The sequence below is a fragment of the Microbispora sp. NPDC088329 genome (assembly GCF_040685655.1).
In the GTDB taxonomy this organism is placed as follows: domain Bacteria; phylum Actinomycetota; class Actinomycetes; order Streptosporangiales; family Streptosporangiaceae; genus Microbispora.
Window position 1 is genome coordinate 1 of record NZ_JBFBIP010000001.1, and the last position, 24,009, is coordinate 24,009.

Genomic DNA, 24,009 nt, shown 5'->3' on the forward strand with positions numbered 1-24,009 from the left:
GCCCCCCAGCACACCGCACCGGTCTTCCTCGTCGACGCCAACACCGGCGTCCAGGTCACGAACAACCTGCTCGTCGGCGGCACCTACACCATCAGGGTCAGAGCCGCCCGCGGCGCCGTCGTCCGCGGCAACGCCGTCGTCGACAAATCCTGGGACTACGGCCCCTCCGACTCCGACTGCCCCACAACGAACTGGACGGGCAACCGGCTGGTCACCATCGACGACGACTACAACGTGACCTCCGTCGTGAAGGACCTCTCCTGCCAGGGTTAGGAACGCACGAGGCCGGGGCCACCACAGGGGTCAGGAGCCGGCGACGGTCAGGAGCTGATCTGGACCCTGCTGTGGTCCCCCAGCACCAGGCGGTGCGCCCTCGGGGTCTCGGGCGCCGGGGTGACCTCGACGTCATGCCCGATCAGTGAGGCCTCGATCCGGCGCACCCCTTGGATGGACGCGCGGGACAGCACGATCGAATACTCGATCTCACTCCCGCTCACCACGCAGTCCGCGCCGATGGAGGTGAACGGGCCGACGTACGAGCCGGTGATGACGGTCCCCGCGCCGATCACCACCGGTCCGACGACGCGCGAGCGGCGCACGGACGCGCCGGCCTCCACCACGACCCGGCCGATGATTTCACAGTCCTCGACGTCCCCGTCGATCCGGGGCTCCGACGACTCCAGCACGAGGCGGTTCACCTCGAGCATGTCGGCGACGTTCCCGGTGTCCTTCCAGTAGCCCGAGATGACCGACGGCTCGACATCGTGGCCGGAGTCGATGAGCCACTGGATGGCGTCGGTGATCTCCAGCTCACCCCGCCAGGACGGTTTGAGCTCCGCCACCGCGTCGTGGATCGCCGGGGTGAACAGATAGACGCCGACCAGGGCGAGGTCGCTCTTCGGTTCACGCGGCTTCTCCTCCAGACCGACGACCCGGCCGTTCGCGTCGAGTTCCGCGACGCCGAACTGCCGGGGGTCGGACACCCGGGTCAGCATGATCTGCGCACTGGGCCGCCGCGCCCGGAAGCGCTCGGCCAGACCCTCGATCCCGCCCACGATGAAGTTGTCGCCCAGATACATGACGAAGTCGTCGTCGCCGAGGTAGTCGCGGGCGATCAGCACGGCGTGCGCGAGCCCGAGCGGCGCCTCCTGGCGGAGATAGGTGGCCTGCAGGCCGAACCGGGAGCCGTCGCCAACCGCCGCTTCGATCTCGGCGTGCGTGTCGCCGACGACGATGCCGACCTCGCGGATGCCGGCCTCGGCGATCGACTCCAGGCCGTAGAACAGCACCGGCTTGTTGGCCACCGGCACCAGTTGTTTGGCCTGCGTGTGCGTGATGGGGCGCAGACGGGTTCCGGAGCCGCCTGCGAGGACGAGGGCCTTCATGTCAGTACGCCCCGTCGCCGCGGGTGACAGCCGACCACGTCTTCCACAGCACCTGCAGGTCGAGCATGAGCGACCAGTTCTCCACATAGCGCAGGTCGAGCCGGACCGACTCGTCCCAGGACAGGTCGGACCTGCCGCTGACCTGCCACAGGCCGGTCATGCCCGGCTTGACGACCAGGCGGCGGCGCACGTCCACGCCGTACCGCTCGACCTCGGCCGGCAGCGGCGGACGCGGGCCGACGAGGGACATCTCACCCCGCAGCACGTTGATGAGCTGGGGAAACTCGTCGAGCGAGTAGCGGCGAAGGACGGCCCCCACCCGGGTGATCCTTGGATCGTTCCGAATTTTGAACAACACCCCGTCCGATTCGTTCTCCTCAAGGAGAACCTGCCGCAGCTTCTCCGCGTCCACCACCATCGTCCTGAACTTGAGCACCTCGAACTCGCGGCCGTGCCGGCCGACCCGGGTCTGGCGGAAGAGCGCGGGCCCGGGGCTGGTCAGGCGGATCGCGGCCGCGATCGCGAGCATCGGCACCGCCGCGATCGCCAGCGCGACCGCCGCGACCACCCTGTCGAACACGCTTTTCACGAGCTGGCCCGTACCGTCGAGGTCGGGGTGCTGCACGTGGAGCAGGGGCATCCCGGCGACCGGCCGCACGCTCACCCGGGGGCCCGCGACGTCCATGAGCGCCGGAGCGACGAACAGCTCGGCGCCCCTCGACTCGATGCCCCACGCGAGGCGGCGCAGCGCCGCGCCGTCCAGCTCGGGGCAGGCCAGTACGGCCACCGCGTCGGCGGACACCTCGTCGACGACCCCCGGCACCTCGCCGAAGTTCCCGAGCACGGGGATGTCGTCGACGTCGAGCCGCTGGCTGCGGTCCTGCGCGTTCGGCAGGCACGCCGCGACGACCCGCATCCCGTGGTACGGCTGCCGCCGCAACTGCATGACCAGGTCGAGAACGGCCGCGCCGTGCCCGACCGCGACGACCCTGCGCATGTACTCGCCCCGGGACCGGGACCGGTGCAGGCGCTTGCGCATCCGGTGGCGGAACACCAGCGTGACGAACGTCGCGAGCGGCACCATGGCCATGACGTAGCTTCTGGCCACGGTGGTCTGCGTGACGTACGCCCCGATCGCGACCGTCGCCACGAGTCCGAAGCCGCCCTGCGCGACGGCCCGGAACTCCTCCGTCCCCTCGCCGTGCGCACTCCTGCGGTAGCTGCCGACCAGGCTCATGACGCCGGGCCACAGGACGGTCAGGGTGACGCCGAAGATCAGATCAACCACGGGAATGAACGCACCCAGCGCGAGCCGAGTCCCCTCGACCGCGCCGAACGCGAGAACGGAGCACGCCAGATCACCGGCCACGAGCAGCCTGAAGTAGACCGCCGTCGCCATGCTGGTGTATTTCCGCTGCCCAACACCCGCGGGGACAGTTCGCGTCTGGGTCGGCCCCAACCGCGTCTCCATCAATCACGCCCCTAGGTCGCGTCTGACAAACCAAGCCCTGCCGCGCGGGGCCCGGGCGGCGCCTCGCTGCGTTCTCGTCACCGGACGGAGGCTCCGCTCCGCCCTCCTCCTCGGCCTTACGATGCGTCCACCCGGATCCGCGCTCGCGACGGGAAGCATTTGTCAGACACTCCTCAGTCGCCGGACTTTGCAGAATTGACGCCCGTTCCGTCACACAGGTTGACGCGGAGCACACGGTTTCATGGCCTGGCACCCGACTCTGATATTAAAGAGCGCCTCTTCCGTTAGGAACGACGATCGTCTGTCCACATTCGGCCGCATTGGAACTATCCAAATGACTTGACGGGAACGGTCCAATGATGCCATCTTTAGCGACTTTCCGAATATTGACGCCATAGATAGGGCGGTTCCCGCCCGGCCGAAATCGCCGATTCACGGTGGGTGGTTGGATTTGGGGTGTTTCGCCCATTATGTCCTCGTATAGGCGGTGCCGCTGTCCACTGAGCGTGGATGCCGTTCGGCACAGGCCGGAATACAGTCGGCGTCATGTCCGTACGCGTGGACCGGGACGGCCCGGTCACGATCGTGATCCTGTCCCGCCCCGACGTCCGCAACGCCGTCGACGGGGCCACCGCCGCCGCCCTGGCCGGGGCGTTCCGCGCGTTCGACGCCGACGAGAGCGCGTCCGTCGCCGTGCTGTGGGGCGAGGGCGGCACGTTCTGCTCCGGCGCGGACCTGCACGCGGTCGGCACCGACAGGGGCAACCGGGTGGAGCCCGACGGCGACGGCCCCATGGGGCCCACCCGCATGCGCCTGTCGAAGCCGGTGATCGCGGCCGTGGAGGGCCACGCCGTCGCCGGCGGGCTCGAACTGGCCGTGTGGTGCGACCTGCGGGTGGCCGCCGAGGACGCGGTCTTCGGCGTCTTCTGCCGGCGGTGGGGCGTGCCGCTGATCGACGGCGGCACGGTGCGCCTGCCGCGCCTGATCGGCACCGGCCGCGCGCTGGACCTCATCCTGACCGGGCGGCCGGTGCCGGCGCGGGAGGCGCTGGAGATGGGCCTGGTGACCCGGGTGGTGCCGCCGGGCACGGCGCTGGAGGCGGCGAGGGAGCTGGCGCACCGGCTGGCGGCGCTGCCGCAGGCGTGCCTGCGCGGCGACCGGATGTCCGTGCTGGAGCAGGAGGGTACGGCGGAGGGGGAGGCGATGGCCGCCGAGTTCCGGCACGGCCTGGCCACACTGGAGGCGGGACGTCTCGCCGGCGTGGAGCGCTTCCGTGCCGGCCATGGCCGGCACGGCATCCAGGAATAGGGCCCGACACGGCACGGGAAGAGGACCCAGGAGTAGGGCCCGGCGCTCAGTCGTATTCGAGGTCGGGTAACGGGGACGGCGGCTCCGGGCTGCGCCACACCACGACGTAGTCCGCACGCGCGCTCGCGACCGCCGTGCTCAACCGGTCGAGGTCGAAGTCCGGCAGGTAGCGCAGCCGGGCCAGGAAACTCGCGTCGGTCGCCGAGTGCGGGACCACACAGCCCTCGCCCTCCCGGTCGAGCAGGACGATGAAGACGTCCTCCTGCTGGGCGGACGGATCCCGGTGGCTCTGGCCGCCGACCCGGACCTCGACCACGTCCTCCCAAGCGAGGGCCTCGACGCTGCCGTCGGCGTAGTGACGCGTCACGCCTTCTTCGGTGACGTACACGTAGGTGTCCGGCACTGGGTTGCCGTGCATGGGCGCGATTGTGACGACTTGAAGCGGCAGCGTGCAAGAGAACCCGCGTGGGAGACCGCCTGCGGGAGGCCATGTGCGGGGTGATCGGCGTCCCCCCGGCCGCACGGCGGCCGTCGCGGGCTCAGGCGTGCCGCCACCGCAGGTGCTCGCGCACCGCGTGGACCGCCGCGTCCGCCGGTCCCTCGGCGATGACGCGCAGCAGCGCGGCGTGCTCCGTCGCGAGCTCGTGGGGATCGGCGTACGCGTGCCTGAGCCGGACCAGCCCGAGCCGCGTCTCGGCCGCGAGCGTGGCGTACAGGCGCTCCAGTCGCGGGCTGCCGGCGGCGGCGACGAGCGCCTCGTGCAGTGCCATGTGCTCGGCCACCACGGCCGCCCAGGGCGCCCCCGGAGGCAGGCCGGCCAGCCGGTTCAGCGCCTCCTCCGCCGCCGTGACCCGGCGCCCCGCGACGGCCTGCGCCATCAGTTCCTCCAGCGGCCCGCGCACGTACATCAGGTCGGCCAGGTCGGCGGAGGTGATCACCGGGACGTACGCGCTGCGGTTGCGCTCACGCCGCAGCAGTCCCTCGTGGACGAGCAGGGCCAGCGCCTCCCGCACGGTGGGGCGGGCCACGCCGTACCGGGCCGACAGCTCCTGCTCGGGAAGCGCGGCCCCCGGCTCGATGTCCCCGGACAGCACCCGCTCGCGCAGCGCGGCGGCGAGCGCCTCGACGGTGGAGACGGGCCTCAGGGTGGTCACGGGGCCGAGCCTAGTGCGGCGACCGGCGGGGTGGAGCTCCGCCGCGGTGCCGTTCCGGGCCGGGGAGCGGGACACGACCTACGATTCATGCCCTGCCGCGCGTGGCCCGGGCTCGCGACGAGCCGCGATCGGCAGACGTTCCCCGGCGCCGGCCGTCCGGTCCACGGCGGGTACGACGGGTTCCCGCATGATCGGCCTGGCGGGCAGCGCCACCACGACCAGTCCCAGGGCGAGCAGCACCAGACCTGCTAAGGAGACGGGGGACAGGTGCTCGCGCAGCGCCACGACGCCCAGCAGGGCCGCGACGGCGGGCTCGGCCAGCGCGAGCGTGGCCGCCGCGGCGACCGGGGTCGTGCGCAGGCCCCGGCCGTACAGGAGATAGGCCAGACCGGTCGTGGCGCAGCCGAGGTAGAGCGCGGCCAGCAGACCGCCCGGACGTGCGAGCCAGGCCGGTCCGGTCAGTGCGAGGACCGGCAGCATGAGCAGGGCCGCGCCGCCGAAGAGAGCGCCCATGACGATCCCCGATCCCATGCCCCCGCCGATGGCGCGGGCCGCCACGACCGCGTAGAAGGCGTACAGGAGCCCGCCGAGGAGGGCGAGCGCGACGCCGCCCGCCTCCGCGCCGCCGGCTCCCCCTCCCCCGCCGGTCACGAGCACGGTGCACCCGGCGACGGCGGCGGCCGTGGCGAGCGCCCAGCGCCCGCTCGGCCGCTCGTGCCCGACGATCCAGGACAGGAGCCCGGTGAAGACCGGGCCGCTGCCGATGGCCACCACGGTGCCGATCGCCACGCCCGTCCTGCCGACCGCGGCGAAGAAGCACAGCTGGTAGGCCGCGACGGCGGCGGCGCCCAGGACCAGTGCCCAGCGCGTGGCATTGCCGGGCGCGGGACCGTTCCCGCGGGCGGTGCGGCGGCCCCGGCGATGCGCGACCAGCGCCAGCGCGCCCAGCAAGGCCCCGCCGAGCACGAGGCGGGCCGCCGCCAGCGAGACGGAACTCGCGGTGGCCAGGGCGCCCACGGTGCCCGCGGTCCCCCACAGGACGGCCGCCCCGACCACCGCGAGAGGGCCCGATCTGGAGTTCATGGTCGATTGTCTGACAACCAGACACAGGACAGCAAGCACTTTATTCCGGGAACGTCGAGACTGTCCCGATATGGGGCTGTAGCCCAAGTCGTTAGGAACGATCCCTGGTGGCGCAGCTCACGGATTGCTATGGTTTCGCCACTGTTAACACATGTGTAACCGACGGGCAGGTCTGATGGCTGGTCGGAAACGATCCATCCGCTTCAAGATTTTCGCGATCCTGCTGGTGCCTGTGACCGCCCTGGTGGTGATCTGGGGGTTCGCCGCCAAGCTGACCATCGAGCAGGGGCAGCAGCTCCTGCGTATCCAGAAGGTCTACGACAACATCGTCTATCCCGTCAGTGAGGCCATCAACGCGCTGCAGAGCGAGCGGTTCGTGTCGGTGAGCTACCTCGCCTGGCGCACCAGCTCATTGCGTACGGACCTGCAGGCGCAGCGCCGCAAGACGGACGCCACCGCGGTCCTGCTGGCCCGCCTGTCGGAGGAGGCCCGGGACGAGACGCCCCCGGCCATGTGGGACCGGGTGCAGGACCTGCGCCGGCAGTTGGACCGGCTCGACGTCCTGCGCGGCCAGATCGACGACCAGCGGCTCACCCGGCTCGACGCCATCGAGGAGTACAGCACGGCCGTCGAGGCCGCCCACCAGGTCTACGACCGGCTGATGATCTCCCCGGACATCGACATCATCGAGCAGACCAAGGCGCTCATCCTCATCACCCGCAGCCGCGAACTGGTGAGCCAGCAGTCCGCCCTCGTGCTGGGCGCGCAGGCGTCCGGGCGGATGACGCAGGACGAGCGGGACGCCTTCTCCGGCATGGTCGGCAAGCGGCGCCTGCTCTACCAGCTCGGCACCAGCCAGCTCGACGCCGGCCTGCTCAAGCAGTACGGCACGCTGAACTCCTCCGCCGTCTACACGTCGTTCGTCTCCCTGGAGGACGACGTGATCGCCAGAGTGCGGCCGGGCCAGCCGCTCCCGCCGGAGGCGATCGCCTGGCCGACGACCGCCCAGGCCCTGACCCGTCAGCTCACCGAGACGACCGACGCGGCCGCCGACGCCACCGCCGCCCGCGCCGTGCCGCTGGCCCAGGACGTGCTCTGGGACATCGGCATCGTCGGCGCGCTCGGCCTGGCGGCCCTGCTCGCGACCGCGTTCATCTCCGTCAGGTTCGCCCGGACCGTGGCCGGCGAGCTGAGCATCCTGCACCGGGCCGCCGCCGACCTGGCCGGGCGGCGCCTGCCCGACCTCGTACGGCGGCTGCGGCGCGGCGAGGACGTCGACGTGGCGGCCGAGACTTCGCCGATGGCCCAGGCGAGCGGCACCGTCGAGATCGAGAACGTCGGCCGCGCCTTCACCTCCGTGCAGCAGACCGCGATCGAGGCGGCCGTCGGCCAGGCCGAGCTGCGCAAGGGCGTCAACAAGGTCTTCCTCAACCTGGCCCGGCGAAGCCAGTCGCTGCTGCAACGCCAGCTCGGCATGCTGGACGGCCTGGAGAAGGAGATCAGCGACCCCGATCTGCTCGAGCGGCTGTTCGGCGTCGACCATCTCACCACCCGCATGCGCCGCCACGCCGAGGGCCTGATCATCCTGTCCGGCGCCGTGCCCGGCCGGGGCTGGCGCAATCCCGTCCGGCTGTACGACGTGGCCCGCGCCGCCATCGAAGAGGTGGAGGACTACCTGCGGGTGGACGTCAACCTGCCGCACGGGTTCTCGCTCGCGGGCAGCAGCGTCACCGACGTCGTCCACCTGCTCGCCGAGCTGATCGAGAACGCCACGGTCTTCTCCCCGCCCCACACTCGTGTGCAGGTCAGGGGGGAGATGGTCGCCCGCGGCTTCGCGATCGAGGTCGAGGACCGCGGGCTCGGCATTCCCCCGGAAGAGCTGTCGCACCTCAACGCGCGGCTCGCCGATCCGCCCGAGTTCGACCTGGCCGACAGCGACCGGCTGGGACTGTTCGTCGTCGGGCTGCTGGCACGGCGGCACAACATCCGCGTCTCCCTGCGCACCTCGCCGTACGGCGGGACGAGCGCCGTGCTCCTGCTCCCGCAGGAGATCGTGGTGGAGAACGAGACCCGGGAACCGGTGGTCGAGCGCCTCGCCCAGCCGGAGGTCCCACCCCCAGCCCTGGCCCTCACCCCGCCGATCGGCGGCCAGGCCCAGGATTCCCTCCCCCGCCGGGTGCGGCAGGCCAACCTGGCCCCGCAGCTCAAGGAGGAACGGAGCGATGTATTCTCCTCCTTCCAGGCCGGCTGGCAACGCGCTCAGGAGGACTCGTGACCGAGCACGAGGACGGGCCGCTGCTGCGTCCCTACACGCTCACCCGTGGCCGTACCCGCCCGACCGGTCCGGAATTCGACCTGATGACCATCATCAGGACGGCTCCCTCGGCGTACAGCGGGGTCACCGGGCTGGCTCCCGAGCACTGGCGGATCCTGCAGCTGTGCCGGGTTCCCTCCTCCGTGGCCGACCTGGCCTCGGAGCTCGGCCTGTCGCTGAACGTCGTGCGCATCCTGCTGGGCGACCTGCGCGACCAGGGACTGATCACGGCGCGGCCGCCGGCCACGGTCGCCCAGCTGCCGGAAGAGCGCCTTCTCCGCGAGGTGATCCAGGGGCTTCAGGCACTGTGATCCCGCGAGAGGCACTGACCCCGCGGGAGGCACTGTGATCCCGCGAGAGGCACTGCCCCCGCGAGAGGCACTGGGATCCCGCGGGAGTCCTCCTCGCGGGGCGCCGCTCTCCTCCCCGGGCGTCCGCCGGCGCGCGACGCCTAGGAGTCGGCTTCGCACGACTCCATGAGCCGCTGGACGTGCCAGCGAGCTGGGGTCAGCAGCTCGTCGGCGTACCGGTCCAGCAGGGCCGCGCACGCGAGCGGATCGGCGGTCTCGACGGGCGGCAGGACGAGGAGCTCCTCCTCGCCGTCCAGCACGAGGTCGCCCCGCACGCCGAACGTCCCGTCGCCGACCGCGACCGCGGTCTCGAACACGAGGTCGTGCCCGGGCAGCGCGAGCGCGGCACCGAGCCGTACGGCGGGTCCGGCCAGGTCGCAGACGGGCTCCACGCGGACATGGGGGAAGAAGTCGCGGGAAACGGACCGCCCCATCTCGCTGAACCGCGCAGCGGTGCGCATCAACGCGCTCAGGAGTTCGGCGGCACCCTGACTGTTGGCGTCCACCCACGCAGGGTAGATCACCGAAAGTTGCGGTTTAGCCAAAATATTGCGTTCAGCCGGAAATTCCGCCGAAAACGGCTCAGCGGAAGGCGTAACACTCCACCTCGGCCCGCCGCCGGGTCAGTCCGCCGCCCACCGACTCTTCGACGCAGGAGCGCTGAGCGGCGGTGAGTTCGAGCACTCCGCAGACGCTGACTCCGGAGTACGTGCGGCAGTCGAGGTTCGGATTGAAGGCGCCCACCGTGTACTGCTCGCGCACCTGCGCGCGGCAGCGATGCCGCGCCTCGGACGTCTTCCGGTAGCGGCACTGGCCGACGAGGATGTCGTACTGTTTCCGGCTCACCTCCTGCCGCTCCACGCCCCCTTCGGGCGCGGACGCCTGCGCGATCCCCGCCCTCGGACCGATTCCCGGGCGGCCGCCGGCCCCTGCGGCCACCGAGGCGACCGTCCCGAGCATGGTCATCGCAGCGAACATGGCGACAGCGACGATCTTTCTCATGGCGATCCTCCCGAGCAGGAACGTACCCACGGGCGAACGGCAGCCCTCCTGCGCCGCGCGGGGCCCGCATGGACGGTCGTGACCTTGTGTCATGCCGAAGTCGACGTATTCACTACGAGGCGTAAATACCCCATTGCGAAGTGTGACGACAGACGATCAAGGGTAGGTGAGGCCACGGAACCGACGGGGACGGCGTTGACGCCATCCACACCCGATTCTCGGTTCGAAATCCGGTCATTTTCAACACAACGGAGCTTTTACGTGCGATTTGTTCACGCAATCACGACGGGCGCGCTGGTCCTCACCGGGCTCACGGTCACCGGCGCGGGCGCGGCCGCGCTGGCCGACGCGGGCCCGCAGGCCACATCCCGCGCCGTCGTGGACGGCTACCAGGTCGTGACGCTGCCCAACGCGAACGTGCCGAACTTCACCCGGCGCACGGTGTACTGCCCCCAGGGCAAGCGCGCCGTGGGCGGCGGCGGCGAGGCGCAGGGCAACGACGCGGTCCTCGTAGGCAGCTTCCCCACGCCGGACGGCACCGGATGGATCGCGCTCGGCCGGCAGAACAGCTACAGCACCGTCGGCATCAGCGTCTACGCCATCTGCGCCAACGTCTGATCGGATCACACGCGGCCGTTTCGCGGCCGTCACGCGGAGGGAGCGGGCATGGCCCGCGCCCTCCGCGTGCGCGTCCGCTCCAGTACGACGGCGCGTACGGCGACGAACAGAACCACCGCGCAGAGCAGGACCGCGAGCAGCACCGCGACGCCGTAATCGTCGGGCAGTCCCATGCTCCAGCCCAGGAACGGCAGGAAGACCGCGGCGAACGCGGCCGGCGCGGCGAGCAGGAGACGGGTCCCCCTCGGCGGCCACCGCAGCCAGACGGTGAGCACGCCGACCGCGCCGATCACGAACAAGGGCACGGAGTACACCAGGGAGAAGAGGGCGGCCATACCCTGCGCGGTCGCGAACAGCAGAACGCTCACCCACATGATCGCGGCGAAGACGCAGAAGCGGACCGGCCACCTGCGCGCGCCCGTCGTCGTGCCGAGGGCCGCGAGCAGCGCCACGAGCGCCACGAGGACGGCGACCCCCAGCTCTGTGCCGATCCGCTCGCCGGGGGACGCGAGGGGGGCGGCGGCGTCCTCCGACAGCGGGGCCCTCTCCGCGCCGTGCAGGGGGAAGCCCAGCCGCCGCCACCGTCCCGACACATCACGCAGCGCGACCCCGTCGGTCCCGTTCGCCACGGCCACCACGTGCCCGCCCGGCACCGCCTGCACGGCGACGGCCACGGAGGCGGCCCGGTCGCTGCGCTCGCCCAGGGGATCGGGATTCCCGTAGGCCCGGTCGAGCCAGCCCTGCCTGCCACTGGAGATCTCCCAGGCGACCGTCCAGGTCGCTCCCCCGTCGGCGGTCTCCTCGACCCTGAGCCTGCCCGATGTGACCCGGTAACAGTGCTTCGGGTCGGCGGGCACGCATGCCCGGGTCGCCGGAGACAAGGAGGGAGACGAAGATGGCGAGGGGGACAACGAGGGGGACGCGGAGCCCTTCCACTCGTGCCACGACCTCCCGGCGTCGGCGGTGGCGATCGCGGGGCCGTAAGGGGCGACGGCGATCACGATCTCCCCCTGACGCACCTCGACGGCCCGGGCGGACGACGAGGCGGGCACCGCGCTGGTCGCGGTCACGGCGAAGACCGCGGCGGGGAGCACCACCAGCGTGCGGGCCCGCAGGAGGTCCCGGTCCGTACGCCGGGCCGCGCGCCGCCACACGAGCCACGCGACGGCCAGGACCGGAAGGGCGATCAGGTCGGTGGGGTCGGCCGCCACCCGCGAGGACGGCACGAACACCGCCCACGCCCGGGTCGCCGCCTCCGCACCCGCCGCACTCGTCTTCATCCACGCGAACAGCGCCCCGGTCAGCACGATCGCCCCGGCGGCCGTGCGGTCATCCAGCGGGACGCGTCCCGCGGCCCGGAGCGCGTACGCGGCGAGCAGGGCCAGCAGCGGGGGCGCGACGAGCATGCCGGCGATATCGCTGAGCTTGCCGGTGACCACACCCGGCCACAGGAGTTTCAGCACCCGGTCGTTGACGATCAGCACGGTGACCGCCGCGGCGGTCAACGGATGGCCGAGCCAGGCCGCCTGCGCGCCGATCCGAGCGCCCCGCACGACGCCCGGGGCCGTCTTGATACGTGAGCGGTCGTTCCAGAGACGATCACGCATTCGCCGATCGTAGATCGGTCTCCTCCGGGGCTGCAGTCCCTTCCCCGGCGGTCGGTCCGATCGTTGCGCGAATGGCATGAAGCGAGCCGGCCGTGCCCGAAAGCCATCCCGCTTGTCCTGCGTGACGGCTTTTCCTGCGTGACGGGCCCTGCGTAACGGCTCGGGGGGCGCCCGCGCCGTGTCGTCCCGCGCTACGGGGTGCTGACGGGCGACGGCGCCGGGGTCGGCTCCTTGGAGATGAAGGGCGAGGAGGTCCCGCCCAACGACAGGCGGGCAGGCAACCCGGCCGTCCAGCTCTGGCGCTCCGCACGGACCAGCCCGGTCACGGTGAGCGTCCCGTCGCACGGCCACTCGTCGGCCGGCTCGCCCGACCGGTCCCACACCGCGAGCGGGCCGTCCAGGCGGGCGGTGAGCAGATGCTGCAGCGGGGTGCGGGGCAGGAACAGGTCGGCGTCGGGCGTCTCGCGCCGTACGGCCCGGGGAAGCATCGGCTCGCGCAGCCGCACCAGCGTGGCGGGCTCGGCCCGCTCGACCAGCGCACGGATTTCGGGAGCGGTCAGATTCGCCACCTCCCTGGCCATCGAGACGTTCCGGACCAGCACGCGGACCCGTCCGGACGCACCGTCCACGCGGGCCAGCGCCTGCTCGGATCTGGCGTCGCAGACGACCTGGTCGGCGAACAGGTCGCGCACGCCGGCCACTCCCCCGGTTCCGATCGCCGCGACGGCCGCGGCCAGGGCGTCCGCGCCCGTGATCCCCTGCCAGCGAAGGCCGGGACCGCAGGCCGTGCAGCCCGTCGCGGCGGACGCGGACCGGCGGGCGTCCGGCCCGCGGCACTCTCGTCCGCAGTCCGCGCACAGGACGGCGGAGGGCGCCGCCGCGGCGCGCGGCCGGCAGTCGTCGCAGCAGACGAGCGGATACATATACCTGCGGCCGGCCCGGTCGAACAGCTCTCGCACGCAGGCCGGACAGAGCCCGTGCTCGCTTCGCCGAGCGCCGGGGGAAGCCGAGATGACCATGAAAGCCGCACTGCCCCCGGCCGACGCCTCTAATCACATACGTCCCACCAATCTCAGCGGCGTGGTCACGCCTGCTCCACACCGAGGTGAACGCGCCGATGACGGGGCCGCTCCGCCTCGTCGAGCACGGCCACCGCGAGGTCGGGGTAGGAGATCCGGCTCCCGGCGTCGCCCGGCGCCGGGCGGTACCGCCCGGTGCGCCCCCCTTCGTGATCGAAGTCGCCGGACGGGCTGATCACCAGCCAGTCCACCGGAGTGGCCGCCTCGCGCAGGACGGCGGTCCCCGCCTCGTGGCCGAGGTAGAACTCGAGGTAGTCCTGGGGGTAGCCCGGTGTGTCCCGCAGCAGCGTCCCCGAGGCGGTCCGCAGGCCCGTGGCCAGGCCGACCGCGATCAGGCGCCGGACACCGGCCCGTTCCAGACCCCCGAGCAGCGCACGGGCCGCCGCGGGGAAGAACTCCATCGGCGGGGCGGTCAGATCGGCGGCGGCGTTGACCGCCACGTCGTGGCCCACGGCGATCCGCGCGATCGCGTCCGCGTGTGTGACGTCGCCCGCGACGACGTCGTCCGCCTCCGGACCGCCGTACGCGGCGGGATCGCGGACCACCGCCGTCACCGTGTGCCCGCGCTCGCGCGCCTCCCGTACCACCGCGCGGCCCGCCCTGCCGCCCGCCCCGAACACCACGATCGCGCTCACGCGCACCCCTCTCCGCCCGGACCGGTCACAGTGGCCGGCCGTCTTGGAGCGGACGCTATCCGGGTGGGCGGTTACCTCCGGGTCACCGGCCAGGGAGTGATCTTCCCCCGCACGGAGGATCGGCGACGTGGGCGGGCCGCTCGAGGCGCCGTCGCGCGGCAGGCTGGATAGATCACTCGACACGACCTAGCGTTGTCGCCGTGACCGAACCACTCGACCCGGACATGTTCGATCCGCTCTGTCCGTCCGGCCTGATGCCCATCAGGCTCGGAGACAAGTGGTCCGGGATGATCGTTCGCTGCCTGGAACAGGGGCCGCGGCGCTTCTCCGAACTGCGCGTCCCCCTGCGCGGCATCTCGGCCAAGGTGCTCACCCAGTCGCTGCGCACGCTCGAACGCGACGGGTTCGTCCTGCGCACGGCCCACCCCGGGCCGGTTCAGCGGGTCGAGTACGCGCTGACGCCGCTCGGCCGGAGCCTGCTCGAACCGCTGGACGCCATGTGCGCGTGGGCCGAGGAGCACTGGGAGGAGCTTCTCGACGCCCGCGAGGCGTAGCCGTACGGGCCTGCTCAGCCGTCGGCGAGGGCGCGCAGGGACGGGCGCAGGGCCTCGGCGATCCGTTCGGGCGACGCGTCGCGCAGGGCCGTGAGGCCGAGCAGCTGGTGGGCGATCGTCACGCCCAGCATCGTGCTGACCATCAGGGCCGCCCGTAGTTCGGCCTCGTCGGAGCCGATCGCGTCCGCCAGCTGCGCCACCTGACCGTCGAGCTTGCCGCGCACCTCCTCGGCCGCGTCGGGGTGGGTGAGCATGGAGCGCATCATCGCCAGCGTCGCCTGCGGCAGCGGTCCCATCTTCATGCCGATCCTGCCCAGCAGTTCCTCGACCGGCTCGAGCTCGCCGTCCAACGGCGGGATCGACGGGATTCGCACGGCCCGCTCGAACAGGTCCTGCTTCGACCCGAAGTACTGCATGACCAGGGCCGGGTCGACCTCCGCCGCCGCCGCCACGGCCCGGATCGTCGTGCGCTGGAAGCCGCGCTCGGCGAAGATCGCCCGCGCGGCGGACAGGATGCGCTCCTCGGTGCGGCGCCGGCGCTCGGCCCGGCTCGTCGGCGTCCCCTCCACGCGACGACTCTACCGGCGTTGACCGTGCAGGGTCGTTCGCTCTACAGTCGTTGAGTCAACGAATGTTGAGCGAAATGCTCGCCGAATGATCGGAGTGAACGGATGACACTCACCCCGCGCGAGGTCCTGGCCCGCTTTCACCGGGCGATGGTCGACAGGTCGGCCGACGACCTCGCCGGTCTCTACGCCGCCGACGCCGTCCACACGTTCCCGTTCCGGGCACCGCTGTTCCCCGCCCGCCTTCAGGGCCGGGAGGAGATCCGCGCCCTCTACCGTGCTTCGTGGGGCGCGAGCCCCGTACGGCTCGCCGAGATCCACGACGTCGTCGTCCACGAGGCGGCCGACCCCGAGGTCGTCACCGGTGAATGGGAGGGCACCGGCAGCGTCGGCCCGGACGGCCGGCCCTTCCGGGCCACCGGCCTGCTGACTCTGCGCGTACGGAACGGCGAAATCGTGGAGACGCGGGACTACATGGACGTGTTCGGCACCTACCACGCCATGGGCCGGCTGCGGGACGTCGTTGCCGCCGCGGAGAACGAACCTGCCACGGCCTGATCCGGGCCGCGCAGGCGCGCGGGCACGGCCACAATGGCGACCATGACGATCTCGCCGATCACTGTCCGCCGGTCGGGAACGGCGGACGCCGCGGCCCTCGTCCGCCTGCGCGCCCTGATGCTGGAGGACATGGGGGCGGACGTCGGGGACGAGAACGCGCCCTGGCGGGCGGCGGCCGAGGCGTGGTTCACCCGGCGGCTGGGCGATCCGAGCAACTTCGCCGTGTTCGTGGTGGATGACCCGGAGCTTGGCGTGGTGAGCTGCGCGGCGGGCACCTGTGACTCCCGCGCGCCAGGGCCGACGAACCCGGGCGGCCTGCACGGCCACGTCTTCAACATCTGCACCGACCGGCGCCGACGCCGGCTCGGCCTCGCACGCGCCTGTCTCGACGCGCTGCTCGCCTGGTATCGCACCGAGACCGAGGTCCGGACGATCGACCTCAACGCCACGTCGAACGGGATCGAGCTGTATCAGTCCTTCGGGTTCGACGCGCCCCGCTACCCGGCTCTCCAGCTGCGGCTGGGCCCGCCGCTCGGGCGTGGTTTCGGCAGTGATTAGAGGTCGAGCCGGTAGCGCACGGTCCGGTGCGTCGGCACGTAGCCGAGGGCGTCGTTGATGCCGCGCATGTACGTGTTGCCGTCGGCGGTGTCGGCGAGCAGCCCCGCGAGGTCCGGGTGGCGTTCCCGCACCAGCCGGATCATCTCGGCCTTCATCCAGCGGCCGAGACCCCGCCCGCGGTGTTCGGGAAGGACGCCGGTGCCGTAGTGCTGGCCGTCGCCGGTGCCGTCACCGGGGACCACCAGCTCGGTGAAGCCCGCGATCGTCCCGCCGGCCTCCTCGACCGCCGCGACGGTGTGCAGGAGCTCGCCGCGCCGCACCACCGCCTCGGCGACGGCCCTGACCCGGGCGACGTCCCAGGGAGCCGGCCTGTGGTCGAGGCCGTCCATCGGCATGTCGTCCATGGCGCGGCGGGACGCGGCGAACGTCTCGGCCAGTTCGTCCGGGACGACGCCCTCCCAAGCGACCAGCCGGTATCCCGGATGCGGCTCCGCGAGGGCCGCGGCGAGGACGGCGGGGTCCACCTCGGCCAGTGCCAGGCGGGTGAACGTCAGGCCAAGCGCCGGGCGGAACCCCCGCGCGGCCAGGAACGCCTCTGCGGGGCCGCCGGCCTTCGCCTCCGCGGTGACACATCGCCGGCCCTCCTCGCGCGCCGCCGCCAGGGCCGCGGCGAGCAGGCGCGACCCCACCCCGGCGCGGCACTCGGCAGGGTGGACGTGCAGCTCGAGCTCGGCGAGATGCTCGTCGCCCGCGGCGGTGAACAGGCGCAGGTACGCCGATCCCACGGGGACGCCGTCGGGCCGGGAGGCCAGCCAGGCCAGACGGTGACTCGAAGCACCGGTGTGCGGGTCGACCAGACGGGTCAGCTGAAGAGACATGGGCGCACACCATACGGATCGGTGCGCTCATCGATCAACGGGATTTACCGGAACTCCTGCGCGGGCAGGGCCGACAGGGCCCGCAGCGCCCGCAGGAACGTATCCCTTTCGTCATCGGGCAGCCGGGCGAGCAGCCGTTCCTCCATCCGGCGGATGCCCGCCTGGGCCGCGTCCCGTACGCGGCGACCCTCGGGGGTGATGGACAGGAGCCGGGCGCGGCGGTCGGCCGGGTCAGGGCTCCGCTCGATCAGGCCCCTGTGCTGAAGGTCGTCCAGGACGCGGATGATGCGCGTCTTGTCCGCGCCGATCGCCTCCGCCCGCGCGGCGTGCGTGCGCACCGGCCGGTCGTCCAGACCGAGGAGCACGACGTACGCCCACATCGACAGGCCGTGCTCCCGCAGGATCGGCGTCTCGGCGGCCATCAACGCCCTGGTCAGGGGAGCCGCCATCGCGGCGAGATCGGGGCGGTCGGACATGCCCCACAGCTTAGGCTTCGACAAACAATAAGCATGCACATATCGTCCGCGCAGACTTACTAATTGAGGAGACATATGGACATCCGGGACCTGGACCGGCGGGCCGTGCAGGCGAGCGTCGGCGTGGTGGCGGAGGTGCGCCCGGGCGACCTGGAGCGCCCGACGCCATGCGTGGGCTGGACCCTTGCCGACCTGCTCGCGCACATGACCGCCCAGCACCTCGGTTTCGCCGCCGCGGCGGAGGGCCGCGGGGCCGACCTCGACGCGTGGCGGGAGCGGCGCGCCCCCGACCCCGTCCGGGCCTACGCCGTGGCGGCCGAACGCCTCATCGACGCGTTCGCGGCCGAGGGGGTGCTCGACCGCGCGTTCGTCCTGCCCGAGATAGGGGTGGACGCGCCGTTCCCGGCCGTGCAGGCCATCGGCTTCCATTTCATCGACTATCTGGTCCACGGGTGGGACGTCGCCCGCACGCTGGGGATCTCCTATGATCCCGGCCCGAACTGGCCGAGGCCGCCTGGCCGATCGCCCTGGCGGTGCCGGACGGCGACTACCGCGACAGGCCCGGCGCCGCGTTCGCGCCGATCCTGCCCGCCGGGCCGGAGGCCTCCCGCTTCGACCAGGTCCTCGCCCGCCTCGGCCGGGCCCCCGCTCACGAGATGGCGGCCCTCCCCGCCGACGAGTCCTGAGTGCCCGCGTGCTCACACGGCCCGGCTTGCGAGCTGGGCTATCGTGAAAATGCCGCCGATGTCCGGCTTCGTCACACCGGCCGCGGCGCAGGCGCACCGTACGGCCGCTCTCGTCGGGGGAAGGGAACGTCCGATGTCCGAAGTGCTCCGTGCCGTGGACAAGCTGAGACAGGCCATCAACCGCCATGACCTCGACGCCCTGGCGCAGTGCTTCGACGAGCGGGCCGTTCTCGTGGCCCCGGACGGCATCGCCGAGAGCAGGGAGGAGATCGCCTCCTACTACAGCCAATGGCTGGAGGCGTACCCCAACATGGTGATCACGCCGCAGTCGGTGACCATGTTCGGGGACACGGTGGCGGCGGAGTTCACGATCAGCGGCACGCACAAGGGGCCGCTGCTCTTCCCCGGCGGGGACGTTCTCGAGGCGACCGGGCGGCCCATCCTCCTGCGGTCATGCAGTTTCTCCACGGTGGAGGACGGGCTGATCCTCAGTCACCGGCTCTTCTACGACCAATTGGAGGTGGCAGCCCAGATCGGCGGCTGCCTCTGTTTCGGCGACCACCCGTAGCCGTCCGGGCGCGTCCGTCGCCGACGACGTCGTCTCCGGCACGTTCCTGACGGCCTTCCGCACGCGCGAGCGCTATAGCCCGACGTCGTCGGTCGCCCGGCCCCGGGGCGCGCTGAATATTTCACCGAATTCGGCGGCGACCGGCAGATCTTGTACGGCGTTTCCCAAGGTGCCTTACGGTTCCCGCGCGTTTGTTTTGGAAAGGTCTATTTTCACTTCGGGCGAATCGTGTACATGAGCCGAGCGATTGCCGAATCTGGGGGGCGTCGGCGCCGTGTGCGAAGCCGGAACGGGCGCCGGATGCCAGAACTGGTCAAGTCACCCTGGAGACGATCGCTTATGCCCTTCGGCCATCATCGGTTCGCCCGCAGGATCCTGACGGCCGTCGCGGCGGTCGCCCCCGCCGTGGCGCTGGCCGCGGCGGGATCGGTCCTGGGCACGGCGTCCGCCGACGCCGCGGTCACCTGCCAGGTGACCTACTCGAGCGCCCAGTGGGGCACGGGTTCCGGCGGCTTCACGGCCGGGCTCACCGTCAAGAACAGCGGCGACCCGCTGTCGGGTTGGAAGCTGACGTTCACCTTCCCCGGCTCCCAGAAGCTCACGCAGGGCTGGTCGGCCCGGTGGACCCAGCTCGCCGATCGCGTCACCGCCGAGAACGAGTCCTGGGGCGGCACGGTGGCGTCCGGCGGATCCCTTCATCTCGGGTTCAACGGCACCTGGACCGGGAGCAACCCGGCGCCCAGGGACTTCGCCGTCAACGGCGTGCCCTGCCAGGGCACCCTGCCGAACATGTCGCCGAGCCCGGTCGTCAGCCCCAGCGCGAGCCCGTCACCTGGCCCGCTGCGGATCCTCATCGAGCCCAAGCAGGTCACCGTGCCCGAGGGGGGCACCGCGAGCGTCCAGGTGTCGCTCAGCCGCAGGCCCGAGGGCACGGTGTCCATCGGCACCGCCCACATGACCGGCGACGAGGACCTGACGATCGTCCACAGCCCGTCCTTCACCCCGGACAACTGGAACATCCCGCAGCCCCTCACCGTGGCCGCCGCCGAGGACGACGACGCGGTGAACGGCAGCGCCACCTTCGACACGCGCAGCAGCCAGGCCACCGCGCCCAGCGCCGTGCTGTGGACCGCCACCGAGCAGGACAACGACACCGCCGATCCCTCGCCGAGCCCGAGCCCGAGCGTCAGTCCCAGCCCGGACGTGCCGGTGGACAACCCGTTCGCCGGCGCCACGGGGTACGTCGACCCCGGCTGGGCGGCCGATGTGGAGTCCTCCGCCGCGAAGGTGGACGACGCGACCGCGCAGAAGATGCGGAGCCTGAAGACGACGCCCACCGCGGTCTGGCTGAACCGCATCGCCGACGTCACCGGCGGCTCCGGGGTCACCCGTACGCTCAAGGACCACCTCGACACCGCCCTGACGCAGGGCGCCGGGTACGTCACGCTCGTGCTCCACAACCTGCCCGACCGCGACTGCCGGTCGCGCGTCTCCGACGCCGAGCTGCACATCCAGGGGAACGGACTCAACCGCTACAAGGCGGAGTTCGTGGACCCCGTCGCCGCCCTCCTGGCCAAGCCGGAGTATCGGAACCTGCGCGTCGTGACCGTCATCGAACCGCGTGCCCTGATCGACCTCATCGTGGGGGCCTCCCAGGGCATCTATCCGTGCGAGCAGGCGGCAGGGTCGGGCGCCTACCTGACGGGAATCCGGTACGCCCTCGACAAGCTGTCGTCCCTGCCGAACGTCTACACGTACCTGGACGCGGGCAGCGCGGGATGGGCCGGCTGGGAGACCAACTTCACGCCGCTCGCGGCCATCATCACCGAGACCGCTCGCGGCACGACGGGGGGCCTGAACAGCCTCGACGGCATCGCCACGAACGTCGGCGACTACGTCCCCCTCCAGGAGCCGTTCCTGACCGGCCCCAACCAGACCGTGAGCGGCCAGCCGATCCTCCAGAGCAGGTTCATCGACTGGAACCCCTACCTGAACGAACGGGACTACGCCGTCGCGATGCGCAGCGCCCTGATCGCCAAGGGCTTCCCCGGCTCGCTCGGCGTGGTCGTCGACACCTCCCGCAACGGCTGGGGCGGGCCGGCCCGGCCCACGGCCGCGAGCACTTCGAGCGACCTCAACAGGTTCGTGGACGAGAGCCGCGTCGACAGGCGTCCGTCGCGCGCCGCCGAGTGCAACCAGGACGGTGCGGGGCTGGGGGCCCGGCCGGTCGCGGCGCCCGCGCCCGGTGTCGACGCCTACCTGTGGATCAAGCGGCCCGGCGAGTCGGACGGCGTCGGCGGACCGCTCCTGCCCGAGGGCTCCGACCGGCTGATCGACTACAGGTGCGATCCCAAGGGCACCCTCACGCCCGGGACGGACGGCTGGCGGCCGACCGGCGCTCTCCCCAACGCGCCGCTGATCGGCGACTGGCACCACGAGCAGTTCGTGATGCTGGTGAAGAACGCCTACCCCGCGCTCTGAGGCCGGGTGCGGCTCCGGCCCGAGCGCCGGAGCCGCACCCGATCTTCTCGCCGGCCGGGCCCTGACGACGAGCCGGGACGTCTACGTGCCCGCGCGTCCCTGGAGCAACTGCGCGTCGGCGGGGAGCGACGCCTGGGTGGAGGTGTCCACCTGTGAGGTGATGTCGATGCCGTTCCTCAGCTGACTCCACAGGCCAAGGACGGCCGCCGCCTGCGCGACGATGAGCGCGATCCCGCTGCCCGCGGTACCGAGCCGGTAGACGACGGCCACGGGGGTGAGCCGCGACGCGAGGCCACCCGGGCGGGTCTGGAGGGTCCGCGCGTCCATGAGGACGGCGACGACGGTGAGCACCAGGAACAGCAGCAGCACCCGCACCAGCGAGCCGCGCACGGGGGCCTGATCGATGACGTTGTTCAGCACGGCGTGCGCCCCCGTCGCCGCGGCGTACGCGAGGACCGGCACGACACCCTTGAGATAGCCGCGTCTGCCGGGCAGGCGACGCCACAGCGCGCCCAGCACGAAGCCCGCCACCGGCCAGATCAGCAGCCCGCCGATCAGGTCACCGGCCAGGCCGTAGAACCCGTTCGGGTCGCCGAGCCGGTCGAGCCAGCCGTCGCGCCCCCGGCTGTCGGTGCTCCAGGTGGCCCAGATGAGGAACACGGCGGCGGGCGCGCCCACGTAGGACGCGTACCGCGCGGCGAGCCGGGCGTTCGCCCACCACGACACGCCCGGCCCGCGCGACAGCGCCAGGTCGAGCGGGCTGACCCCGTCCTCCCTGTCCGGGTCGAGGCCGATCTCCATCCGGAGCGTGCGGATGCGGCCGGCGACCGGCTCGTTCTCCTTGTGGAAGGCGTCGTCGTCCATGTCGCCCGCGGCCCAGCGCCGCCGCAGGCCCTTCTCCCGCGCCTCCAGGTCCCGGTACTCCTCGACGATCACGGCCAGCCGTCGCCGCGACACGCCCGGGTCCGCGGCCTCGGCCCGCCGCGTCAGCCGCAGCAGCAGGGGCAGCGCCGCGAGGCCGACGAGCGCGGCGAGCGGGACGGGCATCCCCGCGTACGTGCCGGGCCATCTGATCGTGCCCACGACGAACAGGAAGACGACGAGCCACGTGGTGTGCGGCCCGACGGACTCCGTACGCCGCCCGTGCAGGCGCAGCAGCAGGAGAAGCAGGAGCACCACCAGCGGCCACATCAGGTACGCGACGCTCCGCAGCAGGAAGAAGGGCGATTCGACGACGTTCCACAGGCCTCCTGTGCGCACGACGACCGCGTGGATCACGAACGCCAGGGTCAGCAGCGCGAGCCCCGGGACGCTCCAGCGCAGCAGCACGCGGACGGCCCGGGGCGTCCGCCCGCCCGGGATCCGGGCGGCCCGGACCGCGATCGCCCACGCCGCCCCGGTGAGCAGCAGCGCCGCCGCGACGGCCGATGCGATCCATGCGGAGTTTTCCGGGTCGTGGAAGTACCGCATGGACAGGGGCCCGAAGCCGCAGACGGCGACGAGCACCGCGCCCGCGAGCACCACCGCGGCGAACGCCGGACCGCTGAGCCCCGAACCGGTGGATGCCGGGCCGGTGGGGGCGGGGCCGGTGGATGCCGGACCGGTGGATGCGGGGTCGGTGGATGCCGGACCGGTGGATGCGGGGCCGGCCCGCCGGATCCGCGTACGCGCCGACCGCCATGCGGCCGCGCAGAGCGGCGCCGCCAGGAGGGCGATCGCCACCCCGTCCGTCAGGCCGATCATGTGGGCCAGGAAGCCCGCCTCGGTGAGCACGAGGACGACCGTGATCGCCTCCACCGTGGTGATCATCGCCAGGGCGCCGAGGGCGGTCCTGACGAGGGCGCGCTCGTCCCGGTCGCCCGAGCGCCGGCCGAGCAGCACGAGCAGCCAGGCCAGCAGCAGGTACGGCAGCGCGAAGCCCAGGCAGGTCGCGACCGCGAGCACATTCTGCCCGCGCAGGGCGACCCAGCGCTGGAACATCGCCCGCGCGGACAACGGCACCGCGACCTCGACGCGCGGCGGGGTGGCGCCGTCCCGCCAGACGTAGGTGCCGCCGGGGAGCGCCTGCGACGGCAGAGGCGTCACGGTGCGCACCCGGGACTCCGGCGTCTTGACGACCACGGTCCGCCAGCGCGCCCCGGCCAGCCCGGACGGAACGTCCCCGGGCGAGGGCAGCAGTGCGACGAACCAGGTCCCGCCGGACTCGCGGCTCGCCCACAGCCCGGCGGACTCCTCGCCCCACTGCGAGCCGTAGTCCTCCAGACGGATCTCCTGCGTGCTCTGGGCCACCACTTCGGCGCCGTCGGCCGACGTCGTGACGGTCGGTGTGCCGCCGTCCGGCAGCAGGCAGCCGACCGCGCTCCCGTCGCCGAGCAGAGCGGCGGACCCCGCCCAGTCACGGGGGACGCCGACCCGCGTCGTGCTCGTCATCACGGGGGTGTCGTGGCCGCGCTCCGTGATGGTCACGGAGGTCTCCACCCAGGGCGAGCGGGGAGGCCCGAACCCGCAGGGCGCCACGCCGGCGAGCGCCGGGCCCGAGCCCCAGATCATCAGGCCCCAGATCATCAGGCCCCAGATCGTCAGGCCGAGCGCCACCACGGCGAGCGGCACCACAGTGAGGATCCCGATGGGCTTCATCCCCGCACCACTCGTCAGGCGTCGCACAGCCGACCTCCCGT

At 72.1% G+C, this 24,009-nt stretch carries 24 protein-coding genes; 10 read left to right on the forward strand and 14 right to left on the reverse strand.

Annotated elements, in window-relative coordinates:
• Positions 1-273, forward strand: a 273-nt coding sequence (locus tag AB0O28_RS00005) for a hypothetical protein (RefSeq protein ID WP_363634520.1), incomplete at its 5' end; no start/stop codon positions are given.
• Positions 274-320: 47 nt separating this feature from the next.
• On the opposite strand, the gene AB0O28_RS00010 is transcribed toward AB0O28_RS00005, so the two are convergent.
• Complete coding sequence (locus AB0O28_RS00010; RefSeq protein ID WP_363634522.1) at positions 321-1,385, reverse strand: glucose-1-phosphate thymidylyltransferase; 1,065 nt, start codon at positions 1,383-1,385, stop codon at positions 321-323.
• Position 1,386: 1 nt separating this feature from the next.
• Positions 1,387-2,784 carry a sugar transferase gene (locus AB0O28_RS00015; protein ID WP_363634524.1) on the reverse strand — a complete coding sequence of 466 codons (1,398 nt, stop codon included), beginning with the start codon at positions 2,782-2,784 and terminating at the stop codon, positions 1,387-1,389.
• Between the two features lie 618 nt (positions 2,785-3,402).
• On the opposite strand from AB0O28_RS00015, the gene AB0O28_RS00020 reads away from it, so the two are divergent.
• Entirely contained in the window at positions 3,403-4,164 is a 762-nt protein-coding gene (locus tag AB0O28_RS00020; RefSeq protein WP_363634526.1) for a crotonase/enoyl-CoA hydratase family protein, read from the forward strand.
• Positions 4,165-4,210: 46 nt separating this feature from the next.
• Here AB0O28_RS00020 and AB0O28_RS00025 read toward each other — a convergent pair whose 3' ends face one another.
• The 3 genes from AB0O28_RS00025 to AB0O28_RS00035 form a co-directional block, all read right to left on the reverse strand.
• The gene (locus AB0O28_RS00025) at positions 4,211-4,582 is read right to left on the reverse strand and encodes a hypothetical protein (protein WP_363634528.1); all 372 of its coding nucleotides are present in this window, start codon (positions 4,580-4,582) and stop codon (positions 4,211-4,213) included.
• A 121-nt stretch (positions 4,583-4,703) separates the two neighbouring features.
• Entirely contained in the window at positions 4,704-5,318 is a 615-nt protein-coding gene (locus AB0O28_RS00030; protein ID WP_363634530.1) for a GntR family transcriptional regulator, read from the reverse strand.
• A gap of 78 nt (positions 5,319-5,396) precedes the next feature.
• Positions 5,397-6,401 carry an EamA family transporter gene (locus tag AB0O28_RS00035; RefSeq protein WP_363634532.1) on the reverse strand — a complete coding sequence of 335 codons (1,005 nt, stop codon included), beginning with the start codon at positions 6,399-6,401 and terminating at the stop codon, positions 5,397-5,399.
• A gap of 175 nt (positions 6,402-6,576) precedes the next feature.
• On the opposite strand from AB0O28_RS00035, the gene AB0O28_RS00040 reads away from it, so the two are divergent.
• Both AB0O28_RS00040 and AB0O28_RS00045 read left to right on the forward strand, forming a co-directional pair.
• Positions 6,577-8,676, forward strand: a complete 2,100-nt coding sequence (locus AB0O28_RS00040) for a nitrate- and nitrite sensing domain-containing protein (protein ID WP_363634534.1) — start codon at positions 6,577-6,579, stop codon at positions 8,674-8,676.
• Entirely contained in the window at positions 8,673-9,026 is a 354-nt protein-coding gene (locus tag AB0O28_RS00045) for a DUF742 domain-containing protein (protein WP_363634536.1), read from the forward strand. The genes AB0O28_RS00040 and AB0O28_RS00045 overlap by 4 nt, the downstream gene beginning before the upstream one ends.
• Positions 9,027-9,166: 140 nt before the next feature.
• On the opposite strand, the gene AB0O28_RS00050 is transcribed toward AB0O28_RS00045, so the two are convergent.
• Both AB0O28_RS00050 and AB0O28_RS00055 read right to left on the reverse strand, forming a co-directional pair.
• Positions 9,167-9,571 carry a hypothetical protein gene (locus AB0O28_RS00050; RefSeq protein ID WP_363634538.1) on the reverse strand — a complete coding sequence of 135 codons (405 nt, stop codon included), beginning with the start codon at positions 9,569-9,571 and terminating at the stop codon, positions 9,167-9,169.
• 76 nt (positions 9,572-9,647) lie between these two features.
• Positions 9,648-10,067, reverse strand: coding sequence for a hypothetical protein (locus AB0O28_RS00055; protein ID WP_363634540.1), 420 nt, complete (start codon positions 10,065-10,067; stop codon positions 9,648-9,650).
• 261 nt (positions 10,068-10,328) lie between these two features.
• Between AB0O28_RS00055 and AB0O28_RS00060 the strand changes: the two genes are divergently transcribed.
• Positions 10,329-10,685: a hypothetical protein gene (locus tag AB0O28_RS00060; RefSeq protein ID WP_363634542.1), complete on the forward strand. Its 357-nt coding sequence runs from the start codon at positions 10,329-10,331 to the stop codon at positions 10,683-10,685.
• 29 nt (positions 10,686-10,714) lie between these two features.
• Here the strand turns inward: AB0O28_RS00060 and AB0O28_RS00065 are convergent, their stop codons facing one another.
• The 3 genes from AB0O28_RS00065 to AB0O28_RS00075 form a co-directional block, all read right to left on the reverse strand.
• Positions 10,715-12,292 carry a hypothetical protein gene (locus AB0O28_RS00065; protein WP_363634544.1) on the reverse strand — a complete coding sequence of 526 codons (1,578 nt, stop codon included), beginning with the start codon at positions 12,290-12,292 and terminating at the stop codon, positions 10,715-10,717.
• A 191-nt stretch (positions 12,293-12,483) separates the two neighbouring features.
• Positions 12,484-13,311: a Sua5/YciO/YrdC/YwlC family protein gene (locus AB0O28_RS00070; RefSeq protein WP_363634546.1), complete on the reverse strand. Its 828-nt coding sequence runs from the start codon at positions 13,309-13,311 to the stop codon at positions 12,484-12,486.
• 65 nt (positions 13,312-13,376) lie between these two features.
• Positions 13,377-14,006 (reverse strand): NAD(P)H-binding protein, encoded by a 630-nt coding sequence (locus AB0O28_RS00075; protein WP_363634548.1) that lies wholly within the window; start codon positions 14,004-14,006, stop codon positions 13,377-13,379.
• Positions 14,007-14,206: 200 nt separating this feature from the next.
• On the opposite strand from AB0O28_RS00075, the gene AB0O28_RS00080 reads away from it, so the two are divergent.
• Positions 14,207-14,560 carry a helix-turn-helix domain-containing protein gene (locus AB0O28_RS00080; RefSeq protein ID WP_363634550.1) on the forward strand — a complete coding sequence of 118 codons (354 nt, stop codon included), beginning with the start codon at positions 14,207-14,209 and terminating at the stop codon, positions 14,558-14,560.
• 14 nt (positions 14,561-14,574) lie between these two features.
• On the opposite strand, the gene AB0O28_RS00085 is transcribed toward AB0O28_RS00080, so the two are convergent.
• Positions 14,575-15,129, reverse strand: a complete 555-nt coding sequence (locus AB0O28_RS00085) for a TetR family transcriptional regulator (protein WP_363634552.1) — start codon at positions 15,127-15,129, stop codon at positions 14,575-14,577.
• A gap of 102 nt (positions 15,130-15,231) precedes the next feature.
• On the opposite strand from AB0O28_RS00085, the gene AB0O28_RS00090 reads away from it, so the two are divergent.
• Both AB0O28_RS00090 and AB0O28_RS00095 read left to right on the forward strand, forming a co-directional pair.
• Positions 15,232-15,684, forward strand: a complete 453-nt coding sequence (locus AB0O28_RS00090) for a nuclear transport factor 2 family protein (RefSeq protein WP_363634554.1) — start codon at positions 15,232-15,234, stop codon at positions 15,682-15,684.
• 42 nt (positions 15,685-15,726) lie between these two features.
• Positions 15,727-16,242 (forward strand): GNAT family N-acetyltransferase, encoded by a 516-nt coding sequence (locus AB0O28_RS00095; protein WP_363634556.1) that lies wholly within the window; start codon positions 15,727-15,729, stop codon positions 16,240-16,242.
• Here AB0O28_RS00095 and AB0O28_RS00100 read toward each other — a convergent pair.
• Positions 16,239-17,120 carry a GNAT family N-acetyltransferase gene (locus tag AB0O28_RS00100; RefSeq protein ID WP_363634558.1) on the reverse strand — a complete coding sequence of 294 codons (882 nt, stop codon included), beginning with the start codon at positions 17,118-17,120 and terminating at the stop codon, positions 16,239-16,241. The genes AB0O28_RS00095 and AB0O28_RS00100 overlap by 4 nt on opposite strands.
• A 44-nt stretch (positions 17,121-17,164) precedes the next feature.
• Positions 17,165-17,596, reverse strand: coding sequence for a MarR family transcriptional regulator (locus AB0O28_RS00105; RefSeq protein ID WP_363634560.1), 432 nt, complete (start codon positions 17,594-17,596; stop codon positions 17,165-17,167).
• 75 nt (positions 17,597-17,671) lie between these two features.
• On the opposite strand from AB0O28_RS00105, the gene AB0O28_RS00110 reads away from it, so the two are divergent.
• Together AB0O28_RS00110 and AB0O28_RS00115 are read left to right on the forward strand one after the other, a co-directional pair.
• Positions 17,672-18,850 carry a TIGR03086 family metal-binding protein gene (locus AB0O28_RS00110; protein WP_363634562.1) on the forward strand — a complete coding sequence of 393 codons (1,179 nt, stop codon included), beginning with the start codon at positions 17,672-17,674 and terminating at the stop codon, positions 18,848-18,850.
• Positions 18,851-19,189: 339 nt separating this feature from the next.
• Positions 19,190-21,331: a glycoside hydrolase family 6 protein gene (locus AB0O28_RS00115; protein WP_363634564.1), complete on the forward strand. Its 2,142-nt coding sequence runs from the start codon at positions 19,190-19,192 to the stop codon at positions 21,329-21,331.
• Positions 21,332-21,412: 81 nt separating this feature from the next.
• Here AB0O28_RS00115 and AB0O28_RS00120 read toward each other — a convergent pair whose 3' ends face one another.
• Positions 21,413-23,968 carry a DUF6185 family protein gene (locus AB0O28_RS00120; RefSeq protein ID WP_363634566.1) on the reverse strand — a complete coding sequence of 852 codons (2,556 nt, stop codon included), beginning with the start codon at positions 23,966-23,968 and terminating at the stop codon, positions 21,413-21,415.
• Positions 23,969-24,009 lie beyond the last annotated feature (41 nt).